22 protein-coding genes and 2 CRISPR repeat arrays are annotated in these 21,824 nt (G+C 72.4%); of the genes, 13 read left to right on the top strand and 9 right to left on the bottom strand.

Annotation, left to right across the window (positions count from 1 at the left end; genetic code table 11):
* The 7 genes from ACIQ9P_RS37310 to ACIQ9P_RS37280 form a co-directional block, all read left to right on the top strand.
* A partial coding sequence (locus tag ACIQ9P_RS37310; RefSeq protein WP_402366338.1) for a hypothetical protein occupies positions 1-207 on the top strand: 207 nt, incomplete at its 5' end.
* A 97-nt stretch (positions 208-304) separates the two neighbouring features.
* Positions 305-1,276, top strand: a complete 972-nt coding sequence (locus ACIQ9P_RS37305; protein WP_402366335.1) for a phosphotransferase family protein — start codon at positions 305-307, stop codon at positions 1,274-1,276.
* A 214-nt stretch (positions 1,277-1,490) separates the two neighbouring features.
* A CRISPR array of direct repeats spans positions 1,491-2,381; the repeat unit is 29 nt; unit sequence CTGCTCCCCGCGCGTGCGGGGTTGGTCCC.
* Between the two features lie 185 nt (positions 2,382-2,566).
* Entirely contained in the window at positions 2,567-3,304 is a 738-nt protein-coding gene (locus ACIQ9P_RS37300) for a translation initiation factor IF-2 (RefSeq protein WP_402366332.1), read from the top strand.
* Between the two features lie 137 nt (positions 3,305-3,441).
* A complete protein-coding gene (locus tag ACIQ9P_RS37295; protein ID WP_402366329.1) occupies positions 3,442-4,689 on the top strand; it encodes a sensor histidine kinase in 1,248 nt (415 codons plus the stop codon).
* Complete coding sequence (locus tag ACIQ9P_RS37290; RefSeq protein WP_402366326.1) at positions 4,677-5,327, top strand: response regulator; 651 nt, start codon at positions 4,677-4,679, stop codon at positions 5,325-5,327. Before ACIQ9P_RS37295 ends, ACIQ9P_RS37290 begins: the two co-directional genes overlap by 13 nt.
* A 727-nt stretch (positions 5,328-6,054) precedes the next feature.
* A CRISPR array of direct repeats spans positions 6,055-6,448; the repeat unit is 29 nt; unit sequence CTGCTCCCCGCGCGTGCGGGGTTGGTCCC.
* A gap of 75 nt (positions 6,449-6,523) precedes the next feature.
* Positions 6,524-7,398, top strand: a protein-coding gene (locus ACIQ9P_RS37285; RefSeq protein ID WP_402366323.1) for an IS5 family transposase whose coding sequence is annotated in 2 segments (ribosomal slippage) — positions 6,524-6,868 and positions 6,871-7,398 — 873 coding nt in all. Because the reading frame shifts where the segments join, the coding sequence is not laid out codon by codon here.
* Positions 7,399-7,459: 61 nt separating this feature from the next.
* Positions 7,460-7,759, top strand: a complete 300-nt coding sequence (locus tag ACIQ9P_RS37280) for a hypothetical protein (RefSeq protein WP_402366320.1) — start codon at positions 7,460-7,462, stop codon at positions 7,757-7,759.
* Positions 7,760-8,692: 933 nt separating this feature from the next.
* On the opposite strand, the gene ACIQ9P_RS37275 is transcribed toward ACIQ9P_RS37280, so the two are convergent.
* The 3 genes from ACIQ9P_RS37275 to ACIQ9P_RS37265 all read right to left on the bottom strand — a co-directional run bounded on the left by ACIQ9P_RS37275 (position 8,693) and on the right by ACIQ9P_RS37265 (position 10,332).
* Positions 8,693-9,121, bottom strand: coding sequence for a DUF5958 family protein (locus tag ACIQ9P_RS37275; RefSeq protein WP_402366317.1), 429 nt, complete (start codon positions 9,119-9,121; stop codon positions 8,693-8,695).
* Between the two features lie 105 nt (positions 9,122-9,226).
* A complete protein-coding gene (locus ACIQ9P_RS37270; protein WP_402366314.1) occupies positions 9,227-9,526 on the bottom strand; it encodes a hypothetical protein in 300 nt (99 codons plus the stop codon).
* Positions 9,527-9,717: 191 nt separating this feature from the next.
* Positions 9,718-10,332, bottom strand: coding sequence for a TetR/AcrR family transcriptional regulator (locus ACIQ9P_RS37265; protein ID WP_402366311.1), 615 nt, complete (start codon positions 10,330-10,332; stop codon positions 9,718-9,720).
* Positions 10,333-10,369: 37 nt separating this feature from the next.
* On the opposite strand from ACIQ9P_RS37265, the gene ACIQ9P_RS37260 reads away from it, so the two are divergent.
* Together ACIQ9P_RS37260 and ACIQ9P_RS37255 are read left to right on the top strand one after the other, a co-directional pair.
* Positions 10,370-10,696 (top strand): rhodanese-like domain-containing protein, encoded by a 327-nt coding sequence (locus ACIQ9P_RS37260; protein WP_402366308.1) that lies wholly within the window; start codon positions 10,370-10,372, stop codon positions 10,694-10,696.
* A gap of 290 nt (positions 10,697-10,986) precedes the next feature.
* Positions 10,987-11,139 (top strand): hypothetical protein, encoded by a 153-nt coding sequence (locus tag ACIQ9P_RS37255; RefSeq protein WP_402366305.1) that lies wholly within the window; start codon positions 10,987-10,989, stop codon positions 11,137-11,139.
* A gap of 253 nt (positions 11,140-11,392) precedes the next feature.
* On the opposite strand, the gene ACIQ9P_RS37250 is transcribed toward ACIQ9P_RS37255, so the two are convergent.
* Positions 11,393-11,956, bottom strand: a complete 564-nt coding sequence (locus ACIQ9P_RS37250; RefSeq protein WP_402366302.1) for a DinB family protein — start codon at positions 11,954-11,956, stop codon at positions 11,393-11,395.
* 364 nt (positions 11,957-12,320) lie between these two features.
* Between ACIQ9P_RS37250 and ACIQ9P_RS37245 the strand changes: the two genes are divergently transcribed.
* The 3 genes from ACIQ9P_RS37245 (at position 12,321) to ACIQ9P_RS37235 (ending at position 15,479) form a co-directional block, all read left to right on the top strand.
* The gene (locus ACIQ9P_RS37245; RefSeq protein WP_402366344.1) at positions 12,321-13,406 is read left to right on the top strand and encodes a serine hydrolase domain-containing protein; all 1,086 of its coding nucleotides are present in this window, start codon (positions 12,321-12,323) and stop codon (positions 13,404-13,406) included.
* A gap of 95 nt (positions 13,407-13,501) precedes the next feature.
* Positions 13,502-14,671, top strand: a complete 1,170-nt coding sequence (locus ACIQ9P_RS37240) for a serine hydrolase domain-containing protein (RefSeq protein WP_402366299.1) — start codon at positions 13,502-13,504, stop codon at positions 14,669-14,671.
* Positions 14,672-14,729: 58 nt separating this feature from the next.
* A complete protein-coding gene (locus tag ACIQ9P_RS37235; protein ID WP_402366296.1) occupies positions 14,730-15,479 on the top strand; it encodes a DUF6215 domain-containing protein in 750 nt (249 codons plus the stop codon).
* A 154-nt stretch (positions 15,480-15,633) separates the two neighbouring features.
* Here the strand turns inward: ACIQ9P_RS37235 and ACIQ9P_RS37230 are convergent, their stop codons facing one another.
* The gene (locus tag ACIQ9P_RS37230) at positions 15,634-16,302 is read right to left on the bottom strand and encodes a DUF4097 family beta strand repeat-containing protein (protein WP_402366293.1); all 669 of its coding nucleotides are present in this window, start codon (positions 16,300-16,302) and stop codon (positions 15,634-15,636) included.
* A 366-nt stretch (positions 16,303-16,668) separates the two neighbouring features.
* Here ACIQ9P_RS37230 and ACIQ9P_RS37225 point away from each other — a divergent pair, with 366 nt between their 5' ends.
* Positions 16,669-17,703, top strand: a complete 1,035-nt coding sequence (locus tag ACIQ9P_RS37225; RefSeq protein WP_402366291.1) for an AraC family transcriptional regulator ligand-binding domain-containing protein — start codon at positions 16,669-16,671, stop codon at positions 17,701-17,703.
* A 13-nt stretch (positions 17,704-17,716) separates the two neighbouring features.
* On the opposite strand, the gene ACIQ9P_RS37220 is transcribed toward ACIQ9P_RS37225, so the two are convergent.
* From ACIQ9P_RS37220 to ACIQ9P_RS37205, 4 genes are all read right to left on the bottom strand, one after another.
* A complete protein-coding gene (locus tag ACIQ9P_RS37220) occupies positions 17,717-18,340 on the bottom strand; it encodes a TetR family transcriptional regulator (RefSeq protein WP_402366288.1) in 624 nt (207 codons plus the stop codon).
* Complete coding sequence (locus tag ACIQ9P_RS37215; protein WP_402366285.1) at positions 18,337-18,705, bottom strand: DUF1304 domain-containing protein; 369 nt, start codon at positions 18,703-18,705, stop codon at positions 18,337-18,339. Before ACIQ9P_RS37215 ends, ACIQ9P_RS37220 begins: the two co-directional genes overlap by 4 nt.
* A 68-nt stretch (positions 18,706-18,773) precedes the next feature.
* Positions 18,774-20,282: a hypothetical protein gene (locus ACIQ9P_RS37210; RefSeq protein WP_402366282.1), complete on the bottom strand. Its 1,509-nt coding sequence runs from the start codon at positions 20,280-20,282 to the stop codon at positions 18,774-18,776.
* 145 nt (positions 20,283-20,427) lie between these two features.
* Positions 20,428-21,498 carry a hypothetical protein gene (locus ACIQ9P_RS37205; RefSeq protein WP_402366280.1) on the bottom strand — a complete coding sequence of 357 codons (1,071 nt, stop codon included), beginning with the start codon at positions 21,496-21,498 and terminating at the stop codon, positions 20,428-20,430.
* Positions 21,499-21,824: the final 326 nt, after the last annotated feature.

The following is a 21,824-nucleotide window of genomic DNA, read 5'->3' as shown; positions in this document are numbered from 1 at the left end:
TGGGGCGGCCGCCTCACGCTCGCCCAGGAATCCACCACCACCCGCCACCGACCCCCGCCCACCGTCACCGCCGTCCACTGGATCCACCACACCCAACTCCCCGACACCATGCACCCCGACCACCACCGCCGCACCACCCACGCCCTCCACGCCCTCGCCAGAGGCACCCACCTCCCCCTCCTCCACCACGGCACCCCCGCCGAATAACCCCGGCAGACACCGATGGCCCCTCGGCGGCGGATCGCTCCGATCCGCTGCCGGCAATTCGATTGCCGCGATGTGCCCCGCTGCCTAGGGTCGACGCATGCCGCAGCCGGATCAGTCGCTCCCAGGGACCGCGTGGGCCGAACCGCTGCTCCGGGAGGTGTTCCCCGACGCCGAGGTGATCGACGTGGTTCCGCGCACGGGCGGCCAGTTGAGCACGGTGTACGAGCTGCGCTGCGCAGATCCCGCCCACCACGCCATCCTCAAGGTGTACGCACCCGAGTGGGCGTGGAAGCAGGCCAAGGAAGTCCACGTGTACCAGCTGCTCGCCGACCTCGACTCCCTACCGGTCCCGCGCGTCCTGCATCACAACCGGGCCGGCGCACCCGGAGGCCGGGCCGTCACGATCCTGAGCCTGCTCGACGGGCAGCCGCTGTCGGAGGCTTCCGAGAATCTCGACGCGGAGCAAATCGTCTCGCTCTACCGGGAGATGGGCGCGGCCCTGGCCACCGTGCACCGGATCGGTCAGGAAGCCTACGGCTACCTGACCGACCGCATTCTCGACCCGCGCCCTGACAACGGCGCCTACATGCGACACCAGTTCGCCAAGAAGCTCGCGGAGTTCAAGACCCTGGGCGGTGACGACCGACTCCACGACGCGGTCGCGCGGCGGGTCGAGCGGGACGGATCCCTGTTCGACAACTGTCGGGCAGCCGTCCTCTGTCACAACGACCTGCACGAGGGCAACGTCCTCGTCAGCCAGCAGGCCAACGGCCAGTGGGAGTTGACCGGCATCATCGACGTCGAGAACGCGATCGCCGCCGACCCCCTGATGGACCTCGCCAAGACCGACTACTACTCCCTCGGCCGCGGCACCCCCGAACGCCAAGCCCTCCTCACCGGCTACGGCCCCCTCCCCACCGACGCCCCCGAACGCCTCGACCTCTACCGCCTCTACCACGCGGTCGAGTTGTGGGACTGGTTCCGCTCCACCGGCACCCTCGAACCTCTGGACGCCATCGCCAACGACATCGCGCGTTTGGCTGGCCTGCACTCCGGCACGCCTTCGTAGTCCCGGCGAGCGACCGCGCCCCCCATCAACACAAGCCCGGATCCATTCGCACCGACCGAACCGCCCCAGGAAGATCGACCGGAGTGCCTGGGCAACTCGGTTCGATAGGCTGGACCGGCTTCTCAGCCTACGCGCAGAGGTGACCGAAATGCCCGAATCTCCAGAAGTTGCAGAATTCCGCCCTACCTCCAGATAGACCCGCAGCTCACCGACTCTGCTCCCCGCACGTGCGGGGTTGGTCCCGCCCCCGGCGGAGTCCAGACGAACACGCTGAACTGCTCCCCGCACGTGCGGGGTTGGTCCCGCCACCCGGGCCGCCGCCCGCCAGGCAGCCACCCTGCTCCCCGCACGTGCGGGGTTGGTCCCGGCGCTGAAGCAGTGCATCCGCTCACCCAGACCTGCTCCCCGCGCGTGCGGGGTTGGTCCCCGGTGGGAGGGCACCATCAGCGCGCACTTCTCCTGCTCCCCGCGCGTGCGGGGTTGGTCCCGGGTCGATGATCTGCGGCAGTGCCGCCAGGATCTGCTCCCCGCGCGTGCGGGGTTGGTCCCCGGGCGGCGACGATCTGGTCCGCGTCAGCCAGGCTGCTCCCCGCGCGTGCGGGGTTGGTCCCATGGCGTTCTCCTGGTCGTGGTGGTTCTCGGTCTGCTCCCCGCGCGTGCGGGGTTGGTCCCGACTCCATCAAGGGCACCGGAGGTGGCGCTACCTGCTCCCCGCGCGTGCGGGGTTGGTCCCTTGGTCGAGCGGGTCCGGCCGGGGGTGGCAGGGCTGCTCCCCGCGTGCGGGGTTGATCCCGGAACCCGTGCGACCTCTCCAAGCTGCCCCGCTGCTCCCCGCGCGTGCGGAGTTGGTCCCTCGCGTAAGTTCTACCCGGGCATCGGCCTGATCTGCTCCCCGCACATGCGGGGTTGGTCCCTCCCGAGGCTGCCGTATTCCTCATTCCTCTCTGCGGCGACTGCTCCCCGCGCGGTGTGGGGTTGGTCTCCTGATCATCATCCACCGACTGTCCGCCCTCCTCAGCTCCCCGCACGCGTGGGGTTGGTCCCCACGGCTACCCGCCGTACCCGTACCTCGCGGTCTGCTCCCCGCATCTGCGGGGTTGATCCCGACGAGCTGGGCTTCTCCAGCCATAGGAACGCGTCTCAGCGGCGACGTCGACTTCTCGGCCGCACCGCCGGGCTCCACCGGCGGGGCGATCGCCGCGCCCGCCTGAGTACGAGTACCCAGGTACTCAGGCCGTCCTGAGTACCTGGACCCATGCCCGCCGGGCGCGGTGCCGGAAGGCTGGACGCATGACGCGCCGACTGCTCCTGCTCGCCCCGCTGCTGCTGTTCGTTGCCGGCTGTGGGGTGGTGCCGTCCACCGAGGACAAGGCGACGGACGCCGCAATGGAAAAGGCAAGGAAGGTGGGTCAAGCCCTCGACAGCCAGCGCCCGCGCACGGCGGAGGAGGTCGGCCGCGCCGCTGCCCGCATGGATGGGGTGGACGTACTGCGGCTGACGGGCACCTCGACACACGACGGGGACGGCATCACCGTGATCGTCCGCACGTCCGGGTCGGCGACCGACGCGTGGTTCAACTCCGAGGAGGTCAGAGTGCGGCGCTGTTTCACCGTCCAGGTGTCACCGAAGTCCACCTGGGGCGAGGACCCCCGCCACGTGGACTGCCCGGACGGCGATCCGCTGGCCTTCGCCCCCCTGCCCGAACCGCCCCGGCTGCCCTACGAGGAGTTGCGTGTGCAGCTTCCCCAGGTGCCCGAGGGCGGCCGGGTGGAGGAGGCCGAGGTGCGCCGCGCGATCGCCGCCCTGGACCTGCCCCCCACGATCCGTACCGAGGTGAAGACTGACGGCGGACGGGTCGGAGTACTCCTGGCGGTGGAGGGCAACGGCTTCGACCAGCAGGACTGCCTTCTTGCCGTCGTGAGCCCGGGCCGCACCGAGGTGTGGACACCTCCCGGGATCCAGCGGATGCCCGGAGAGGGCGGCTGCACCGTGACCAATGCGCTCAATCCGAAACGGGCGCCGCATTGAAGTCCTGCCGCCGAGCCCGTCGTGGACCGCACCCCCCAGCTGGGAGCGATCAAGATCCGAGGCTGGTACTAGGTTCACCATGAATTCGGGTACAGGTGTCATGGCACCGCCCCGCTGCGCTGCCCTAGCTTCGTGCCATGACGATTCCAGCTGGACTGAGACGCACGGTCCTCCGGGCGCGGCGGGACACCGGCTTCCTGGCCGCCGGTGTGCTGCCGCACCTGGCGCTGGTGCCCGTGTGGGCCTGGGCCGCGACGACCACCGCCAGGACGGGGGGCTGGCTCCTCACGGCTTCCGTGTCGGCCGCCCTGGTCCTGCTCGGCGCCCCGGTACTGACGGCTGTTCAGCGCGCTCGCTACCGGGTGCTCATCGGCGTGGACGTCCCCCGGCTCACCCCCACCGCGCCGGGACAGCGGACGTGGGCCTCGACCGGCCGGTGGCTCGCGGCGACGCGGCCTTGGCGCAGGATCGGCTACCACCTCCTGGTGGGCCCGCTGCTCGCGTTGCTCGAGCTGCTGGTGCTCGCGGTGGCAGCGGCGAGCCTGGCGGGCGCCGGTGCCCTCGCCTGGTCCTGGACGCTGCCGACCGGGATCCGCCAGGACTGGTTCAGCTACTCGACCCAGCAGCCGGCCTGCACCGCAGCCGGACTCCTCCTCCTGTGCGCCCTGCCCTGGGCCACTCGGGCAGTGGCCCAGGCCGAGACGTCGCTGGCGCTGGGCCTGCTCGGGCCCAGCCGGGCGCAGCGGCTCCAGGAGCGCGTCGATCAGCTGGCCGTGAGCCGGAGCGACTTGATCGAGGCCGTCGACGCGGAGCGCCGCCGGATCGAGCGCGACCTGCACGACGGCACCCAGCAGCGATTGGTGTCCCTCGCGGTCAACCTGGGTCTGGCCATGGCCACCCGCCCGGACCTGCCCAGTGATGCCCGCGATGTGATCGCGGGAGCGCATCTGGAGGCGAAGGAGGCAATCGCCGAACTCAACGACCTGGTGCGGGGGCTGCATCCGGCCGTGCTCGAAGACCGAGGTCTGGACGCGGCGCTGTCCGGGCTGGCCGCCCGCTCGCCCCTCCCGGTGCGGCTGCGGGTCGATCTGGAGGAGCGGGTGGCGCCCGGCGTGGAGTCGGTCGCGTACTTCGTGATCTCCGAGGCGCTGACCAATGCGACGAAGCACTCCCACGCGATGCGTGCGGAGGTGATAGTCCGACAGGTCGGCGGGGTGTTGCGAGTACGCGTCACCGACGACGGGCTGGGCGGCGCCGACACCGCCGCCGGCACGGGGCTGACCGGGTTGGCCAAACGGGTCGGTTCCCTCGACGGGGCGTTCCACGTCAGCAGCCCCGTCGGCGGGCCCACCACCATCACCGCGGAGCTGCCGTGCGCGCGGTGATCGCCGAGGATTCGGTGCTGTTGCGGGTCGGCCTGATCAAGGTGCTGGAGATGGGCGGGTTCCAGGTCGTCGCGGAAGCCGGGGACGCGGAGGGGCTGTTGGCGGCCGTGGCGGAGCACCGGCCCGAACTCGCCTTGATCGACGTCCGGATGCCGCCCGGCTTCACCGACGAGGGGGTGCGGGCGGCGATGGAGATCCGGCGGCGGTGGCCGGGGACGCCCGTGGTGCTGCTCTCGCAGTACGTGGAGGAGCGGTACGCGGCCGACCTGCTGTCCGCGAACACCAGCGGGGTGGGCTACCTGCTCAAGCAGCGGGTTGCCGATGTCGCCGACTTCGTGGCGGCGGTCCGGCGAGTGGCGGACGGGGGCACGGCCCTGGACCCGCAGGTCGTCGCCCAGTTGCTGCTGCGCCGCGACAGCGACCCGCTCGCGCGGCTGACCCCCCGCGAACGGGAGGTGATCGGACTGATGGCCGAGGGGCGCTCCAACGCGGGCATCGCGCAGGCGCTCGTGGTCAGCGAGAGCGCCGTGGCGAAACACATCAACAACATCTTCGCCAAGCTCGACCTGCCCGTGGTCGACGCGGACCACCGCCGCGTCCTGGCCGTACTGCGGTTCCTCGGAGCGTCCCGGACCTGACCTGCCCGTCCGTGGTCAGGCTTGGTTGTCGTGCGCATCCTTGGATGCTCCGGAAACGCCCGGCACCGAGGCATTCCGCCACTCCGCGCGCATCGACTGGAGCCGGCCGAGTTCCGAGGGCGGTTCCGGCGCCTGGGCGCGCAGTTGCTCGGCCCGCTGGCGGGGCAGCAGGCCGCCGGACCGACCTGGCACGCGTCGCGCCCCGCCGCCACTCGTCCCTTCCTGCTGGCCTCGCCCCGTCGATGCCGGCGCGAGGCGACGGCGCAGCCTGCTCACCCGGCCATCGCCGGGCGCTTCCGGGGGCGAGCGGGGCGCTCTCCGCCTTCTTGCCTTGAAGCTTGGTCGTCAGCATCAGCCCGGACGCTCCTGCTCGCCGAGGCCAAGCCACGGCTCAGGCACACCAGTTTGCTGGTCGGGCAGCGAACGGAACCTGGCGAGGCCAACCAAACATCCCGGACGAAAGCACCATCCCCGTCCAGCCCGGCGGTGGGTGACGAACGGCGGCCCGCAGGTGCGACCATCGAACAGGCCGCCCCGCAACGGGCGAAACCCGCATCCCAAGATCTCCACCCCGTACAGCCCGAGGCGGACCGGAGGAGTCCGAACCACCCGGGGGGATAGGCTGGACCGGCTTCGTAGCCCACCCATAGAGGTGACCGAAATGCCCGAATCTCAAGAAGTTGCAGAATTCCGCCCCACCGTCAGATAAACCCGCAGCTCACCGACTCTGCTCCCCGCGCGTGCGGGGTTGGTCCCCATGCCCGACCTGTCTGTTTCGCCCACTCTGCCTGCTCCCCGCGCGTGCGGGGTTGGTCCCTCGCCGATCGGGTCGGCCGCGGTGACCGTCTCCTGCTCCCCGCGCGTGCGGGATTGGTCCCACAGTGCTGCGGCCGGTCTCGGTCCAGCGGTCCTGCTCCCCGCGCGTGCGGGGTTGGTCCCGTCGAGTACGGGAGCCGGCCGCCCTTCCCGTCCTGCTCCCCGCGCGTGCGGGGTTGGCCCCTCCATGGTCCAGTCGTAGGCGCCGAGGGTCTCCTGCTCCCCGCGCGTGCGGGGTTGGTCCCCCGGGACAGCCTCGCGCGATTGCCGAGGGGGTCTGCTCCCGCGCGTGCGGGGTTGGTCCCGCGCCGACCCAGATCAAGTGGGGTCTGAACTAGGGTCTGTTTCAGAAGTGGATCAAGGTCTGCCACGATCCACTCGTGGGGCGTGGAGATCTGACGAGCGAGCAGTGGGCCAGGCTGGAGCCGTTGTTGCCGGTGGGCAAGAAGCGGGGGCGGCCTCCGATCTGGTCCAAGCGGCAACTGATCAACGGCATACGCTGGCGGACGCGAACCGGTGCGCCCTGGCGCGACGTTCCAGCCCGCTACGGCGAGTGGGAGACCGTCTACGGCCTCTTCCGACGCTGGCAGCGCGACGGCACCTGGAGTCGGATCCTCACCCAGCTGCAGGCCGAGGCCGACGCGAAAGGCCTGATCACCTGGGACGTGAGCGTGGACTCCACGGTCGCACGAGCGCATCAGCATGCCGCGGGCGCCCGCAAAAGGGGGATCTGCAGCGGGACAAACCCGGCGGAGTCGCAGTCGAACCCGCCGACCACGGTCTCGGACGCTCACGTGGTGGACTGACCACGAAGGTGCACCTGGCGGTCGAGCACGGGCAGAAGCCGCTGTCGTTCCTGGTCACCGCCGGCCAGCGGCACGACAGTCCGCAGTTCCAGCCCGTCCTGGAGCGCATTCGGGTGCCGCGCCTGGGTGTCGGCAGGCCGCGCCGCCGACCAAACCGCGTGCGGGCCGACAAGGCATACGGGGGCCGCGCCAACCGCGACTACCTGCGGAAACGCGGAATCCGCTGCACGATTCCGGAGAAGGCCGACCAGATCCGCAACCGCAAGAAGCTGGGCGCCCGTGGCGGTCGTCCACCGAAGTTCGACAGGGCCGACTATCGCGAGCGCCACGCGGTCGAGTGCGGAATCAACCGCCTCAAGCGCCACCGTGCTGTGGCCACGAGATACGACAAGCTGGCGGTCCGTTACGAGGCCACGGTCACCATCGCGGTCATCAACGAGTGGCTGTGACCCGCCGCCGCACTCCGGAAACGATGTCGCTGCCCAACGTGGCCAGCACTACTGTGGCTGCATGCCGATCAGCGTGAACGTGCGAACCTACACCGGAGAGACCCTGGCGGCTTGCATGCACCCGGCGATCGGTGACCTATGCCGACGAGCCGAAGCTTTGGCCTCGCCGATGCTTGGCTACGTCGATCCCTATGACGACACCTGGTTCAACAGGTCGCAGATGCGGCTCCTGATCCCGGAGCTGAAGGCGCTGATCGACAGCGCCTCAGCGCCCGAGGCCGAGGCCGCAGCAGAAGTCCTTGCCCTGGCCGAGCAGCTTGAACTCAAGCCGCACCGCTACCTCATCTTCGTCGGCGACTGAAGATCACTTCTGAAACACGGCCTAGTGCTCCCCGCGCATGCGGGGTTGGTCCCCTCGGCGTCCGGCAGGACCCGGACCTCGCCGTCCTGCTCCCCGCGCGTGCGGGGTTGGTCCCGCGTATTCGTCCAGCGAGACCGCCGAAGGGTTCTACTCCCCGCGCGTGCGGGGTTGGTCCCGTCGGAGTGGCAGTGACGGTCTGGGGGATGGTCTGCTCCCCGCGCGTGCGGGGTTGATCCCTGCGAGCCGTGCCGGACCACCGGCCACGACCCCTGCTCCCCGCGCGTGCGGGGTTGATCCCCTCTGGGAGGATCTGGAGTTCGAGACCGACGACTGCTCCCCGCATCTGCGGGGGTGATCCCTTTCCCGGCCCGGTGGCTGGATGTGCCGCCGGGACGGTCACCGGCCCGGCGGCCGGTGCTGGTGACGGTGTCGGGCCTCGGCTCCGCCGACGGGCGGCGGGGTCAGGGGGCGGCCAGAGGCTCGTGAGCTGCACGTGTCCTCAGGTCGATGGGCGTCCACGGCGTCACCGAGCAGCTCCTTCGGACCGAGCAGATCGAGTGGCCCGCCTGGCCACCCGGACGGCGGTCATTGCCGTGGCGGCCGCCGCACCGCTCCTCCTGGCCGTCGGCTGCGGACCCGAGTTGCAGAGCCGCAGGGTGGTCGTCGAGAAGGCCGACCTCGGTGGGCAGTGGTCGAACGGCGAAGGCGGTGCGATCGCGCTCTCGGGGGTCTCGGAGCAGATCATGTTCGGGTCCGGCTCGGGTTCGGTCCGCAGTGCGGCGAGCACCTGGAACCCTGGCAGGACGCTGAGGCCGGTGGGTTCATCACCGACCCCGCGCTCGACTGCGCCGGGGGAAGGAGCCAGTTGTTCTTGGACACCGAGCAGCCGGCCAACCGGGCGAACACCTTCGAGCGGACGGACGGCCCGTCCCCCTAAGGACCGTCCGAGGACGGGAGATTGTGCCACGCGTGTCCGCAGCCGCCCTGGCAGTGGGTCCGCCTGCGACGGGTGTCGGCGACGGAGAACACCGAGACCAGGACACGGAACGCCTTGATGTGCTCCTCGGCGGGCAGAGCCGTGAACCCGTGGCGCGGAGGATCCAGACAGATCATCACGGAAGGGTTGGCGGTGGGCTTCACACCGGAGCGGGCCACCCCGGCGCGGCCGTCCTCCGCCGTGATGTGCGCCTGCATCGCGTAGCCGCCGACCTGGTCGAGGACGGCCCGCCGCTCGACCGGGGACAGGAGTGTGAACCAGGCGGCTCCCTCGTCCAGGGTGCGGAGTCCCTGCGCGACCTCGTTGACGATCCGCTCGGCCGCGCGCCACAGGTCGCGCGGGTCATCAACGCTGTTCTCCCGCATCACCCGATCCTTGCACGCCCGCCGCGACGGGGAGGAAGAGATACCCCACCCCGGCCCCGACCCCAACCCCGACCGCGTCCGGCCGGGGCCCTGGGCGGTGGGTCGTCACTGCGAGAAGTAGGCGCTCCGGCCGAACTCGAAAACCCTGCTCTGCCCGGCCGGCACCACGCCGAGGACGCGTCCGGTGCAGTTGGGCTGGTCGTAGACCACCGCGGATCCGCTCGTCCGGTTGTTGACGACGAAGGGCCAGCGGTCGGCGTTGACGCAGCCCTTCGCCCGTGTCGACGCGGTCCCGGCGTGGGTGGAGGTGGTTTGGGCCGAGGCCGTCGGAGCCATGGTGCCCGCGGCCAGCAGGGCCGTGCCGACGGTGGTCGCGAGGAACAGGGCGATTCGTTTGCGCTGCATGGGGGTGCCGCCTTCGCTGGGGGGTGGGGACCTCCGGCACGGTCCCCCGCAACCCGTGCACGCATGCACCCAGCGCCCGGGCGGCACTCGCACAGCTCACGGATCGCACACGATCGGGCCTTGGGGTGCTCACTTCCCCAGGCCCAGGACCCTGGACACCGAGGCGCAGCGCAGGCCGCCGGCGGCAGCCGTCACAACGCCTGTTCGGCGAGGCGGCGCAGGGCGGCGCGCATCCGCTGTTCGCCGAGTTCGGGGAGGAGGGCGGCGACGTGGTCGGCGGCGAGGGGGGCGAGGAGGGCGTGGGCGGCGGGGTCGGGGTCGGGGGTGGTGGCGAGGAGGATCGCGACGTGGCGGTGCCAGAAGCGGTAGGCGCCGATGCGGTAGCGGGCCCCGGGGGCGGCGGTCTCGGACATCCGGACCAGGGCCAGGTGTTCCAGCAGGTAGTCGAAGTAGGCGTCGAGGAACGCGGCCAGGCGTTCGCCGGCCGGCGCGCCGGGGCCGAGCGGGGGCGGGCCGTGCAGGACGGCTTCCTGGAGGACTCGTTCGCGGGTGTCGAGCAGAGCGACGGCCAGCCCCGACTTGTCGCCGAAGCGGCGGAACAGCGTGCCCTTGCCGACGCCCGCCGCGGCGGCGACCTGGTCCATCGACACCGCCTCGACGCCGTGCTCGGCGAACAGTCGGCCGGCGGCATCCAGGACCGCGATCCGGTTCCGGGCCGCGTCCGCGCGCTCCTTGGGCGGCGGCGTGCGCAGCAGTTCCAGGGGCGTTGCAAAACCGGACTGCGGTCCGCTACTGTCGTGAGTCATAACAGGACTGTAGTCCGATTCACCTGGAGGTGGCACCATGACCGCACTCATCACCCGCGACGAACTGGCGGCGGCGATCGAGGCCGACGCCGTGACCGTCGTCGACACCCTCGGCGGCGACTACTACGCCCAGCAGCACCTTCCCGGCGCGGTGGTGCTGGTCGCGGCCGAGATCGACGCCCGGGCCTCGGTCGTACTCCCCGACCGTGACGCCGCGATCGTCACCTACTGCTCCAACCCCGCCTGCCCGAACAGCGGCCAGGTCGCCGACCGGCTCACCGCCCTCGGCTACACCGACGTCCGCAAGTACCGCGAGGGGATCCAGGACTGGGTCGAGGCCGGCCTGCCGGTCGAATCCGCCTGACGTCCACCGGGCGGCAAAGGCGGGGGCGGGGGGGGGGGGGGGGGGGGCCCCCCCCCCCCCCCCCCCCCCCCCCACTCCGGCGGGACCGGCCCCCGACGACGGTTGGCCACACCCGGCACCCCCAATGCTCACCAACCGACCAACCTTCAAACACCAGGACAACAGACCAAACCGGCTCCGAAATTACGATCGGGTCTCGAAAAATGGTGTAGAATCGTAAGTGCAAGGGCGGCCTCGGGGCTGATGCAGAAGCATCGGCGGGCCATCCGTCGGCAGGGGGAAGAACCGTCATGACCTACCATCTCGACACCGCGCGCGCGATCATCGACGAGCGGATGCGGGAGGCCGAGCAGAACCGCCTCGCCCGCGCCGTCCACGCCAAGAACCGCGCCGAGGCCAAGACCCGGCGGGCACGCCTGCTCCTCGCCCGCCTCGGCGGATGATCACCACCGCGGCAAACCGCCGCGCGCAGCGATCCGGCCGGACCACTGGTCGTCCGGCCGGTCGCTGATCCGGGGACGTCCCGACCGGAGCGCGACACCGCGCCCGACCGTCCCCACCCACTCTTCCGGGCGTCGACCCAGTCCGCCCGGGGCACGATCTCCCCATCGGGGACACACGGCCGCCGGAGACGACGAAGACCCGCCGGACCTCGGGGTCCGGGTGACGGCCACCGTCCGGCCGGCCCAGGAACCGCTACTGGCCGACCCGGCCGTCCACGCACTCGCGCAGGAGATCCGCGTGGCCGCAGTGGCGGGCGTACTCGTCGACCATGTGCACCAGTACCTCGCGGATCGCGAGCCCCTCGCGGCCCGCGCGCACGCCCAGGTCCGGGTAGTGGACCGCCAGCGCCGCGTCCAACGACGCCTGTTCGCGCTCCAGGTCGGCGAACGCGGCCTCCACCACGGCCCGGTCGGCGACGGCGCCGTCGAAGTCCGCGTCCCTCGCGCCGTAGAGCTTGGGCAGCGGCTCGCCGTCGGTGATCCAGTTGTGCCAGTCGCGCTCCACCTCGGCGAGGTGGCGGACCAGCCCGAGCAGCGACATCGTCGACGGCGGCACCGAACGGCGGGCGAGCTGCTCCGCGTCCAGGCCCTCGCACTTGAGGCGGAGGGTGAGCCGGTAGTTGGTGATGGCCTCCCGCAGGGTCGGCAACTCCCCGTCCGGGCCCGGCCCCTCGTTGTCGCGGGGGTCGTCCTCGGGGTTCAGCCACATGTCGGGGTAGACGGTCGCCTGGGTCCATCGCTCGGGTTGATCGTTCATGCGGGTCATGCTCGTCCCCGGACGCCCCCTGCCGCCACCGCATTTCCCGCACGACCGGGCGCGCGGCGGGACACAACCGGGCGCGCGGCGGGACACGGCCGGGCACACGGCCGGACGCGACCGGACCGACGGCCCCGGGAGCACGGTCCTGTACCCGGGCCCGGCCCGGAGCACGTTCCCGGTGCGGTCTCGTCCCCCGCGCCGACGGATTGACGGTCCGTCGAATGATCCTCTTGGAGGGCGCCGAGAAGAGCTCCGGCGCCCCGTCCAGAGAGGCTTTCCCGTGAACCAGCACGCCCCGCAGCACCCCCTTCCGAAGCGCTTCCGCGGCAGCCGGCGCAGCGCGGTGGCGGCCGTGACCTCGATGATCGCCGCCGCCGTCGTGGCCGGCGTCCTGGCACCGGGCACCGCCTCCGCCGCGCCGCGGCCGGACTCCGTGCAGCAGAGCCTCGACGCACTGGTCAAGAAGGACGGGGTGCCCGCCGCCCTCGCCACCGTCAAGGACCGCGACGGCCGCTCCCGCACCTACACGGCCGGCGTCGGCAACGCGGCCACCAAGGCCAAGGTGCCGGTGGACGGGCAGGTCCGGATCGGCAGCAACAGCAAGGTCTTCACCGCCGTCGTGGTCCTGCAGCTGGTCGCCGAGGGCAAGGTCGGCCTGGACGCGAACGTCGACACCTACCTGCCCGGCCTGGTGCGCGGCGAGGGCATCGACGGGCGGAACATCACCGTCCGCCAGCTGCTCCAGCACACCAGCGGCCTGCCCGAGTACGTCGACCGCGAGGGCATCCTCAAGGATCCCAAGCGCTACTACGAGCCGCGCACGCTGCTCGACGCCGCACTGGCCCAGAAGGCCCACTTCGCGCCCGGTACCGATTGGGAGTACAACAACACCGGCTACCTGCTGGCGGGCCTGATCATCCAGAAGGTCACCGGCCGCCCGCTCGGCGAGGAGATCACCAAGCGCGTCATCGACCGGATCGGCCTGCGCCACACCTACTTCCCCACCCCGGGGGACATGACGATCCACGAGGCCCACCCCAAGGGCTACCAGCGCGCCGCGAACGGGACGCTGAGCGACTACACCGAGCTGGACCCGTCCTGGGGCTGGGCGGCCGGCGCGGTCGTCTCGACCAACACGGACGTCAACCGGTTCTACGGCGCGCTGCTCGGCGGCCGCCTGCTGCCCGCGGCCCAGCTCGCCCAGATGCGCACCACCGTCCCCGCCGAGGCGGTCGGCCCCGGCGTCCGCTACGGACTCGGCCTGGTGAGCCGCCCGCTCTCGTGCGGCGGCGTCGCCTGGGGGCACGGCGGGACGATCCCGGGCTACGAGACCGCCGGCGGTGCCACCGAGGACGGCCGCGCCGTGAACTTCGCCGTCACCACGATCCCGGACGGCGACACCACCAAGCACGTGGACCAGGCGGTGGACGCGGCCCTCTGCCGCTGACCCCCGGTCGCCCGCCGGCCGGGCGCACCGGCCACCCGGTGCGCCCGGCCGTACTGCTCCCCCCTCCCCCTTCGCTTCCCAGCAGTGGAGTCCCGATGAACGACCACGCCCCGCAGCGCGCTGCGCACCGCATCCGCCTCGTGCGGTACGCCACGACGGCCGCCGCCACCGCCGGTCTGGCCCTGACCGCCTTCGTCCCCGCCGTCTCCCCGGCCTCCGCCGCTCCGCGCCCGGACGTCGTGCAGCAGCGCCTCGACGCGCTGGTGAAGGACGACGGGATGCCCGCCGCCCTCGCCACCGTCAAGGGCCGCGACGGCCGCAACCGCACCTACACCGCCGGTGTCGGCGACCTCGCCACCGGGGCCCGGGTCCCGGTCGACGGGCAGATCCGGGCCGGCAGCAACACCAAGGCGTTCGTCGCCGTCGTCGTCCTGCAGCTGGTCGCCGAGGGCAAGGTCGGCCTCGACACGGCCGTCGAGACCTATCTGCCGGGCCTCCTGCGCGGCGACGGCTTCGACGGGCGGAACATCACCGTCCGCCAGCTGCTCCAGCACACCAGCGGCCTGCCCGACTACATGGACGCCCCCGCGCTGGCCGACTGGACCACCATCCAGTTCCGCTGGTTCGAACCGCGCGAACTGCTCGACGGGGCCCTGGCCCAGAAGGCGCGGTTCGCCGCCGGGACCGGCTGGGAGTACAGCAACACCAACTACCTGGTGGCCGGGCTGCTGATCCAGAAGGTCACCGGCCGGCCCTTCGGCGAGGAGGTCACCAGGCGCGTCGTCGACCGGATCGGCCTGCGCCACACCTACGTCCCGGCCGCCGGGGACACCGCCGTGCACGAGCCCCACCCGCACGGTTACCTGCGCACCGCCCCGGGCGCGCCGCTGATCGACTACACCGCGATGGACGCCTCGATGGCCTGGGCCGCCGGGGCGGTCGTGTCCACCAACACCGATCTCAACACCTTCTACGGCGCGCTGCTGGCGGGACGGCTGCTGCCCGCCGCCCAGCTCGCCCAGATGCGCACCACCGTCCCGGCCGAGCTCCTCGGTGACGGGGTGCGCTACGGCCTCGGGATCCAGAGCAGGCCGCTGACCTGCGGCGGCCTCGTCTGGGGCCACGGCGGCACCTCGCCCGGCTACCGGACCCGGGGCGGCGTCACGGAGGACGGCCGGGCCGCGAACATCACCGTCACCACCATCCCGGACGCGGCCACCGGCACGCGCCTGACCGACGCGGTCGACGCGGCCCTCTGCCGCTGACGCCGGCCTGGTCCGGTGGATCCGACAAGGTCCGGGGCCGAACGGGTACGGTCCGCGCGTGAACGATCAAGATGTGTCCGACTCCCCCGACGTGTCCGAGGCGCCCGACGCACCCGGCCGGATACCCCCGCGACCGCGACCGCGCGCGCAGGTCACCCGGCGCAGTGGCCGCGCGGGGTGGGTCGGCGTGGTGCTGGTGATGGTGCTGGTGGTGGCCGGCGCCCTGATGGCGGTCGACGAGCGGAGCGCCGTGGACGCGAAGTCGGACGACGACGGGGCCTGCGCGCCGCCGCAGGCCGACGACGCGCCCGGCTATCCCGCGCTGTGCGCGGCGCTGAACCGCCCCGATCTGCCGGACCTCGCCGGGGTCCCCGGCGGGCGGGTGTCCCTCGCCGGGTCCCACCTCGTCCTGCGGCTGGACGGCGACGGGAAGGAGCCGCCCGTCGCCACCGCGCAGGTACAGATCGGAAGCGTCCAGGTGGGCGTGACCGATCAACCGGACCTGGCGCCCGCGGACTTCCTGCTCTTCTCCGACCTGCCGCGCGACCAGGCGCCGGTGCTCGGCCACCCCACCACCGCCTACCGGACGCGCACCGTCGGCGGGAACCGGCCGACCGACAGCCCTGGCCCCGGTGGCTACAGCCACCACCTCGTCGTGGCCAAGGGCGCCGACGGGCGCGGCGGTTCGTTCGACGTCTCGTTCTGGAAGCGGGACGCCACGACCGAGGACGACGCGGCCCTGCGGCGGATCGCGGAGGCGGTGCTGCCGACCCTCCAGGGCTGGACGGCGGCGGCCCCGGCCTCCTGACGGGACTCCGGGGCGTGGAACGGTCGGCGTGGTGGTCCGTTCCCCGTCATGCGTGACGGGGAGGGCAGGTCCGGGCACTCCCCTGTGGCGCCCGGACCTGCCCTCCCCGTCACACCGGTCGGAACGAAGCGTCCGCCGGCGCCCTCGACCACCGTCAGAGGCTGCGGGCCGTGATGTCGCCGTAGGCGGTGGTGGCGTGGATGCTCAGCGCGGGAGTGCCCTCGCTGTTCTTCAGCGCGTTGTCGATCCGGCCGTGGGTGGTGCCGGCGTCCAGGGCGGCGGAGACACCGCGGGCCGCGCCGATGGTCAGGTTCCCGGCCTCGGTCCGCAGGGCCACCTCTCCCCGCACGGCTTCGACGACGGTGATGTCGCCCTTCTGCGTGGTGAGCCGGGCGGCCCCGTCCAGGCGGCCGACCCGGATGTCGCCGGCCTGGAGGGTGAGGTGGGCGCTCCCGGTCCCGTCGAGCTCGACCGAGCCGTGGGCGAATTCGAGGCTGACGTCACCGAGGCGTCCGACGCCCCGCAGGTCGGCGCTGGCGGCCCTGGCCTCGACCCGGGAGCCGGAGGGCAGGTGGACGGTCACCTCGACGGCGCCGGTGTCGCCGAGGATCCCGCTCTTCGGCGCGGGGGCGTCGATCCGCAGGAGGCCGCCCTCGCAGTCGACGGTGGTCTGCTCCGCGGCCTTGACGTCACGGCCCTTCGAGGCGTCCGCGGGCAGGACCTCGACCGTGGTGTCCGCCCGGTCCGCGGCGACGAGCCGGACCCGTCCGGCCGGGATGTCCAGCACGGCGGTGACCGGAGCGGGGGTGGCGAACTTCTGCATCGTGCGTTCCTTCGGATCGTCTTCTCGGATGTCGACCGCTGTCGACCTCTGTCCACCGCTGTCGACCGCCCCGCGCCGTCGTCGGTGCGGGCCGTCGTCGGTGCGGGCCGGAGCGGGATCCCACCGGCTCCTCCGCGTGGCGGTGCTCCCGTCGTCCCGGCCGGATGCGGAGCAGCGGCCGTTCGGAGCCCGGACCCGACGGATCGGGCGGGCTCGGACGAGAACGATCACGACGCTAGCCGCCGTAGGGCGCCTTCGAGGAGGACATCGCGCGCCAGCAGGGGGACCTTGCGCGCCATGGCGGGAGCACCCGGGGGCGGACCCCGTGATGATCTTGCTGTTCGGGCTGCTCTACGCTCGGCCCCTGTGATCCCGCACGCGCACCGGGGGACGACCTCCTCGGCCCTCACCCGCCTCAACGTCAACGCCGCCCGCGTCCTCGGCGTACCCGTGAACGGATACGCGCACCTGCTGGGCCTCGCGCCGGAGCACCTCAACGACGACCTGTGCCGGGCCCCCACCCTCACCAGCGTCCGTATCGCCGAACTGATGACCGAGCACACCTCCTGGCCCGAGGTCGCGCTGCTGATGACCCAGCAGTCGCCCATCGGCGGCCTCGGGATCTGGGACTACCTGATCACCTGCGCGCCCAGCCCGCTGGAGGGGATCCGTGATGCCGCGACCTACCTGGGCGCCATCCTCGACGTGACCACGGACAGCATCCAGGTCCGCGAGCACGGGCAGCACGTCTCCGTCACCCACACCAACGGGGCCGACCTGGCCTTCGAGGCCGCCTGCGCCGTCCGCGCGTGCGCGCTCGGCCTGTTCCAGGCACGCCTGAGCCATGCCGCGCAGCGTCACCTCGTTCCCGTGCACGTCGCCCTGGCCACCGAGGTGCCCCGGAACCACGACGCCCTCATCGAGCTCTACGGCACCCGCGCCATCGATTTCGGGGAGCCGGTCAGTTCCATCACCTTCCGCGCCGCGGACCTGAAGGCGCCGTCGCCCCACGCCCCGCCGGGCCTGTCGACCGTGCTGCGCAGGCATGCCGAACAGACGCTCGCCGACTCCGTCCCGCTCCACAGCTGGCTCGACCTTTTCCGCACCGCGCTGGCGTCGGCGTACGACGCGGGCCGTCCCACCCTGTCCGCGGTGGCGCAGCGCCTGAGCATCAGCACCCGGACCCTCCAGCGCCGGCTGGAGGAGCACGGCGCCACCTGGAGCGGCGAGGTCGAGGCCGCTCGCAGGGCCCGGGTGACCGGACTCCTCCGCGACACCGACCTCGGCCTCGGCGCGATCGCCTCCCGCACCGGCTACGCCGATGCCCGGGCCCTGCGCCGCGCGGTCCACCGCTGGTACGGGCGGACGCCCTCGGCCCTCCGCGCACCGCCGGGGGCGTGAGCGGCCCCGCGCCCTACAGGCCCGGGGTGCGGTGGAGCGAGATCAGGAGGCGCCAGGTGCGGGCGGCGAGGTCGGCGGGGGTGGCGTCGATGGAGCCGTGGAGCCAGTCGGCGAGGAGGGCGGTGAAGGCGCCGGCCACCATGGAGGCCACCAGGTCGGCCTGCGGGGCGCCGGCCAGGGTGCGTTCGGTACGGCTGCGCTCGCGCAGTCCGCGGTGGAGGACCTGGCCGAGGGGGCCGCCGCCGCCCGGGGTGAGCAGGGAGCGGTAGAGGTCGGCGTGCGGGAGCAGGGCGGCCAGGAAGGCGCCCAGGGCGGGCGGCGGGGCGGCCGGATCGGGGAGGCCGCGCCAGGCGTGGAGGGCGTCGACGGCCTCGCGCACGACGTCGGCGCAGGCGTCGACGGCGAGGGCCTCCAGATCGGCGTAGTGGACGTAGAAGGTGGCCCGGCCGACGCCGGCGCGGCGGACCACCGCGGCGACGCCGATCGCGGCGAGGGGCTGCTCGGCGCACTCCGCCAGCAGGGCCTCCCGGAGCCGGGCCCTGGTGCGGGCGGCCCGGGGGTCCTCGGGGGCGCGTCCGGGAGTGCGATCGGCCCGGGGGTCCTCGGGGGTGCGGGCCGCTCCGCGGTCCGGGCTCATCCGGCGGCCAGGACGGCGCCGAGGGCCAGCGCGCCGGGCAGGGCCTGGGCGAACAGGATCCGGCGGTTGGCGGTGGCGGCGCCGTACACACCGGCGACGACGACGCAGGACAGGAAGAACACCTGGGCCTGGAAGCCGGTCGTGGTCGAGCCGCCGGCGATCAGGCCCCAGACCAGACCGGCCGCCAGGAAGCCGTTGTAGAGCCCCTGGTTGGCGGCCAGCGGGGCCGTGGTCCGGGCGAGTTCGGTGTCGAAGCCGGACAGGTCGCGGCCGGGCCGCCGCTGCCACAGGAACATTTCCAGGACCAGGATGTAGAGGTGCAGCGCGGCCACCAGGGCCACCAGGACGTTCGCGGCCGTACGCACGGGTCGACTCCTTCTCATGGACAGGCGTCCAGCATACCTGGACACCTGTCCATGAAAGCCGCCCGGCCCTACTGCGGATCGAAGTCCCCGTCCTTCTCCTCGTGGCGCAGCTCCTTCGCGTCGTACTGGAGCTGGAAGTCCATCTCGGTCTCGTCGAGCACCTCCCGCGGGGCGAAGAAGGCTCCGGCGAGCACGTCGTCGCCGCCCTGCTGGTGCCAGTCGGCGAGGATCTGGCGCGGACAGGCCACCACGGCGCGGCTCCCGGCGCCGGGGACGACGGTGAGCTGGTACGCCTCGCCGGTGGTCGCGGGAGACCGGTAGGTGAAGGTGTGGTACTTGAGGTCCCTGGCCGCCACCCCGTTCGCGACCAGCCGCTGATAGGCGTGCACCAGGCCGGGATTGGCGAAGTTGCAGAGGAGGACGGTGACGCCGCCCCGGGCCAGCTCGCGGGAGACGTCGACGATGGCCTTCTGGAACTCCGCCCCGTCGTCCCCCGTGCCGTAGGTGTTCGCGGTCGTGGAGTCGGCCGTCTCCGGCGACACCGCGTCGCCGGGCACCACGGCATTGCTGAAGTTCGGGAACGGACAGTCCATGAAGACGATGTCGCCCGGGTCGGCCAGCTCGCAGGTGCGGCGGAAGTCGCGGCACTCGAAGTCGATCATGGTGCCCAGTACCTTGTCCCGGACCGCGCCGAGCCGGTCCCGCTCCTGGTCGCGCAGCGCGGCCAACTCGCCGGCCGTGCGGTCCTTGCAGGTGGCGACGACCGCGCCGGTGGGACTCAGCTTCGTGCCGTGCACGCAGCGGTTGACCAGCCAGATGTACTTGAGGCAGGTCACCATGGCGGTCGCCGGATCGTCCCCGGAACGGGCCAGCACGGTCCGGCCGTTCTGGAGGTCGTACAGCAACTGGGCGAAGCTGGAGTGAAGTTCGCCGTCCCACACCGTCGCCAACCGCAGGTACTCGTCGACGAAGCGCGCGCCGAGCCTGCGCATCGTCCAGTAGCTGCCGACGACGTAGTGGTTGAGGTCCCCGGCGACGGCCGAGGCGAACAGCTGGACGCCGCCGGTGAACGCCTTGCCCCAGCACTCGGAGTTGAGGAAGATCTGGCCGGAGCCGACGAACGGCTCGATCAGCCGGGGAAGTCGGCCCCTGTTGTCGACGAACTGGGCCTGGGCGACCCGGGCGAGCGCCAGTTGGGTGAAGTGCGTCCGGTTGTGCTTGTTGCCGGTGTACGGCGTCAGCCAGGCGAACCGGTCCGAGTCCGGCACCAGGAGGTTGGTGAACTCGCCGATGTAGCTGGTGTGTTCCTGGATGAACTGCTGGTACGCCCGGCCCTTGATGCCCGCGAAGTAGTTGAAGTCGCCCGGGACGGAGGGCCTGCCGGAGCGGACCACCCGGTAGTCCGGCACCACCATGTTCCGCGGGACCGGCCGGAAGTCGGCCCCGACCGTGAAGCCCCGGGCCGGCCGACCGTTGCGCATGTGGCCGAGGCCGCAGACGGCGCAGCGCACGCCGTCCTGGTTCCGCGCCCCGGTGTAGTCCCGCTCGAACCCGCAGCGGTCGCAGTAGATGTGCACGATGGTCCCCCTCGGACGTCGCCCCCCGCGTTCCAGTGGGACGACAGTAGGCCGAGCGGCGCGGCCCCGCGAGCGGAACGGCGGAAGGTCCCCGCAGGTCGGGGACGAACCGCGGCACGGATGTCGACGGGGAACCGACCCACCGTCAGCAGCGGGTGTCCCAGCGGTGCAGGGCGTCCAGCGCGGTGCTGCGGTCGGCGAGGGTGGGGGTCGCCTCGGGGGCACCGAGGAGGTAGTCGGCGACGGGGGTGAGCAGCAGGGCGCCGCCGTGGTGGGAGTCGCCGGAGCCCAGCAGCCGGGCCTCGTCCCAGGTGTGTCGGATGACGGTGCGGCGCAGCAGGGTGCCGTGCCGGACGGGCAGCCGGGGGGCGGCGGCGGCCTCGGCGCGGCGGCGGCGTTCGGGAGCGAGTTCGGGGGTGAGGGCGGTGCGGACGGCGGCCAGGGTGCCGAGCGGCAGCAGCGGGGCGGCGAGGTCGAGCAGGGCGGCGGCCTCGGGGGCGAGGCGGTAGGCGGCCAGGACGGCGGCGGTCTCGGCGGGTTCGAAGGGCTGGCCGGCGAGACAGGAGAGGTCGAGCAGGACGAGCGGGTCGGGGGCGGCGGGAGGCTCTCCCGGCGCGGGGTGCCGGCCGTTCACCAACTGGGACTCGGCGAGCGCGATCAGGCATTCGACGTGCTCGTCCGCGACCAGGTAGGGGCGGACCGGCACGGTGACGCGGTTGCCGGGGAGGGCGGCGGTGGTGAGGCCGACCCGGTACCAGGGGTCGAGCAGCGGGTCCTCGGCCGGCCAGCGGACGGTGACGGCGGTGTGGTGCGGGCGGTCCCCGAGCAGGGTGATGTCGATGGTCTCCACCGGGTGCTCGGTGACCAGGCGGACCACGGCCTGCCAGAGCGCGGCCTCGCCGGGGGCGACCAGGTCGAGCGACGCCTGCGGCCGGAGCAGGTCGGCGGGGTAGTAGCCGGCCAGCGGGAGGCCGTGGATGGCGCGGACCCCGGTGGACCGGGCCAGGTCGAGGGCGAGGCCGGCGTAGCGGTCGGCGCGGGCGCGGGCCCGGCGCAGCTCGGCGCGGGCGGGTTCGCCCATCCGGACGTCCTCGCGGGCCAGGGCGGAGAGCACGAGGTGGGGCAGGTGACGGCTGCCGCGGGCGCGGTGGAGCAGTTCGGCCGGCCCGTCGGCCGGGTCGACATCGAGCAGGTGGTACAGCAGAGCGGTGTTCACGGACGTCCGCCTCCGAAGGTATGGTCATGGCGCCCCACGCCGCCGACGGCCGAGGGCGGGGGCGATCACGACCGGGCACAGGGGGTACCCGGTCGCGGGAGGTGAAGGAGGGGCACGGACCGGACCGTCTCCGGAGGGCCCCGGCAGGGTGATTCTTGCCGGTGGGGTTCAACGCCCGGTCACCACAGGCTCAACGGAGTCTCGACACCGGGCCCGACCTTATGGTTGACATTTCGCATATCAGCTGACATGTGCACGAACGGGGCGGGCACTGTCCTTGGGGCAGCAGGGGGCAGTATGAGCGATCTCCGTTTTTCCGTACTGGG

The sequence above is a fragment of the Kitasatospora sp. NPDC094019 genome, from assembly GCF_044764505.1.
In the GTDB taxonomy this organism is placed as follows: domain Bacteria; phylum Actinomycetota; class Actinomycetes; order Streptomycetales; family Streptomycetaceae; genus Kitasatospora.
Note: the sequence above shows the minus strand (reverse complement) of the source record. Positions and strands in the feature narration are given on the sequence as shown.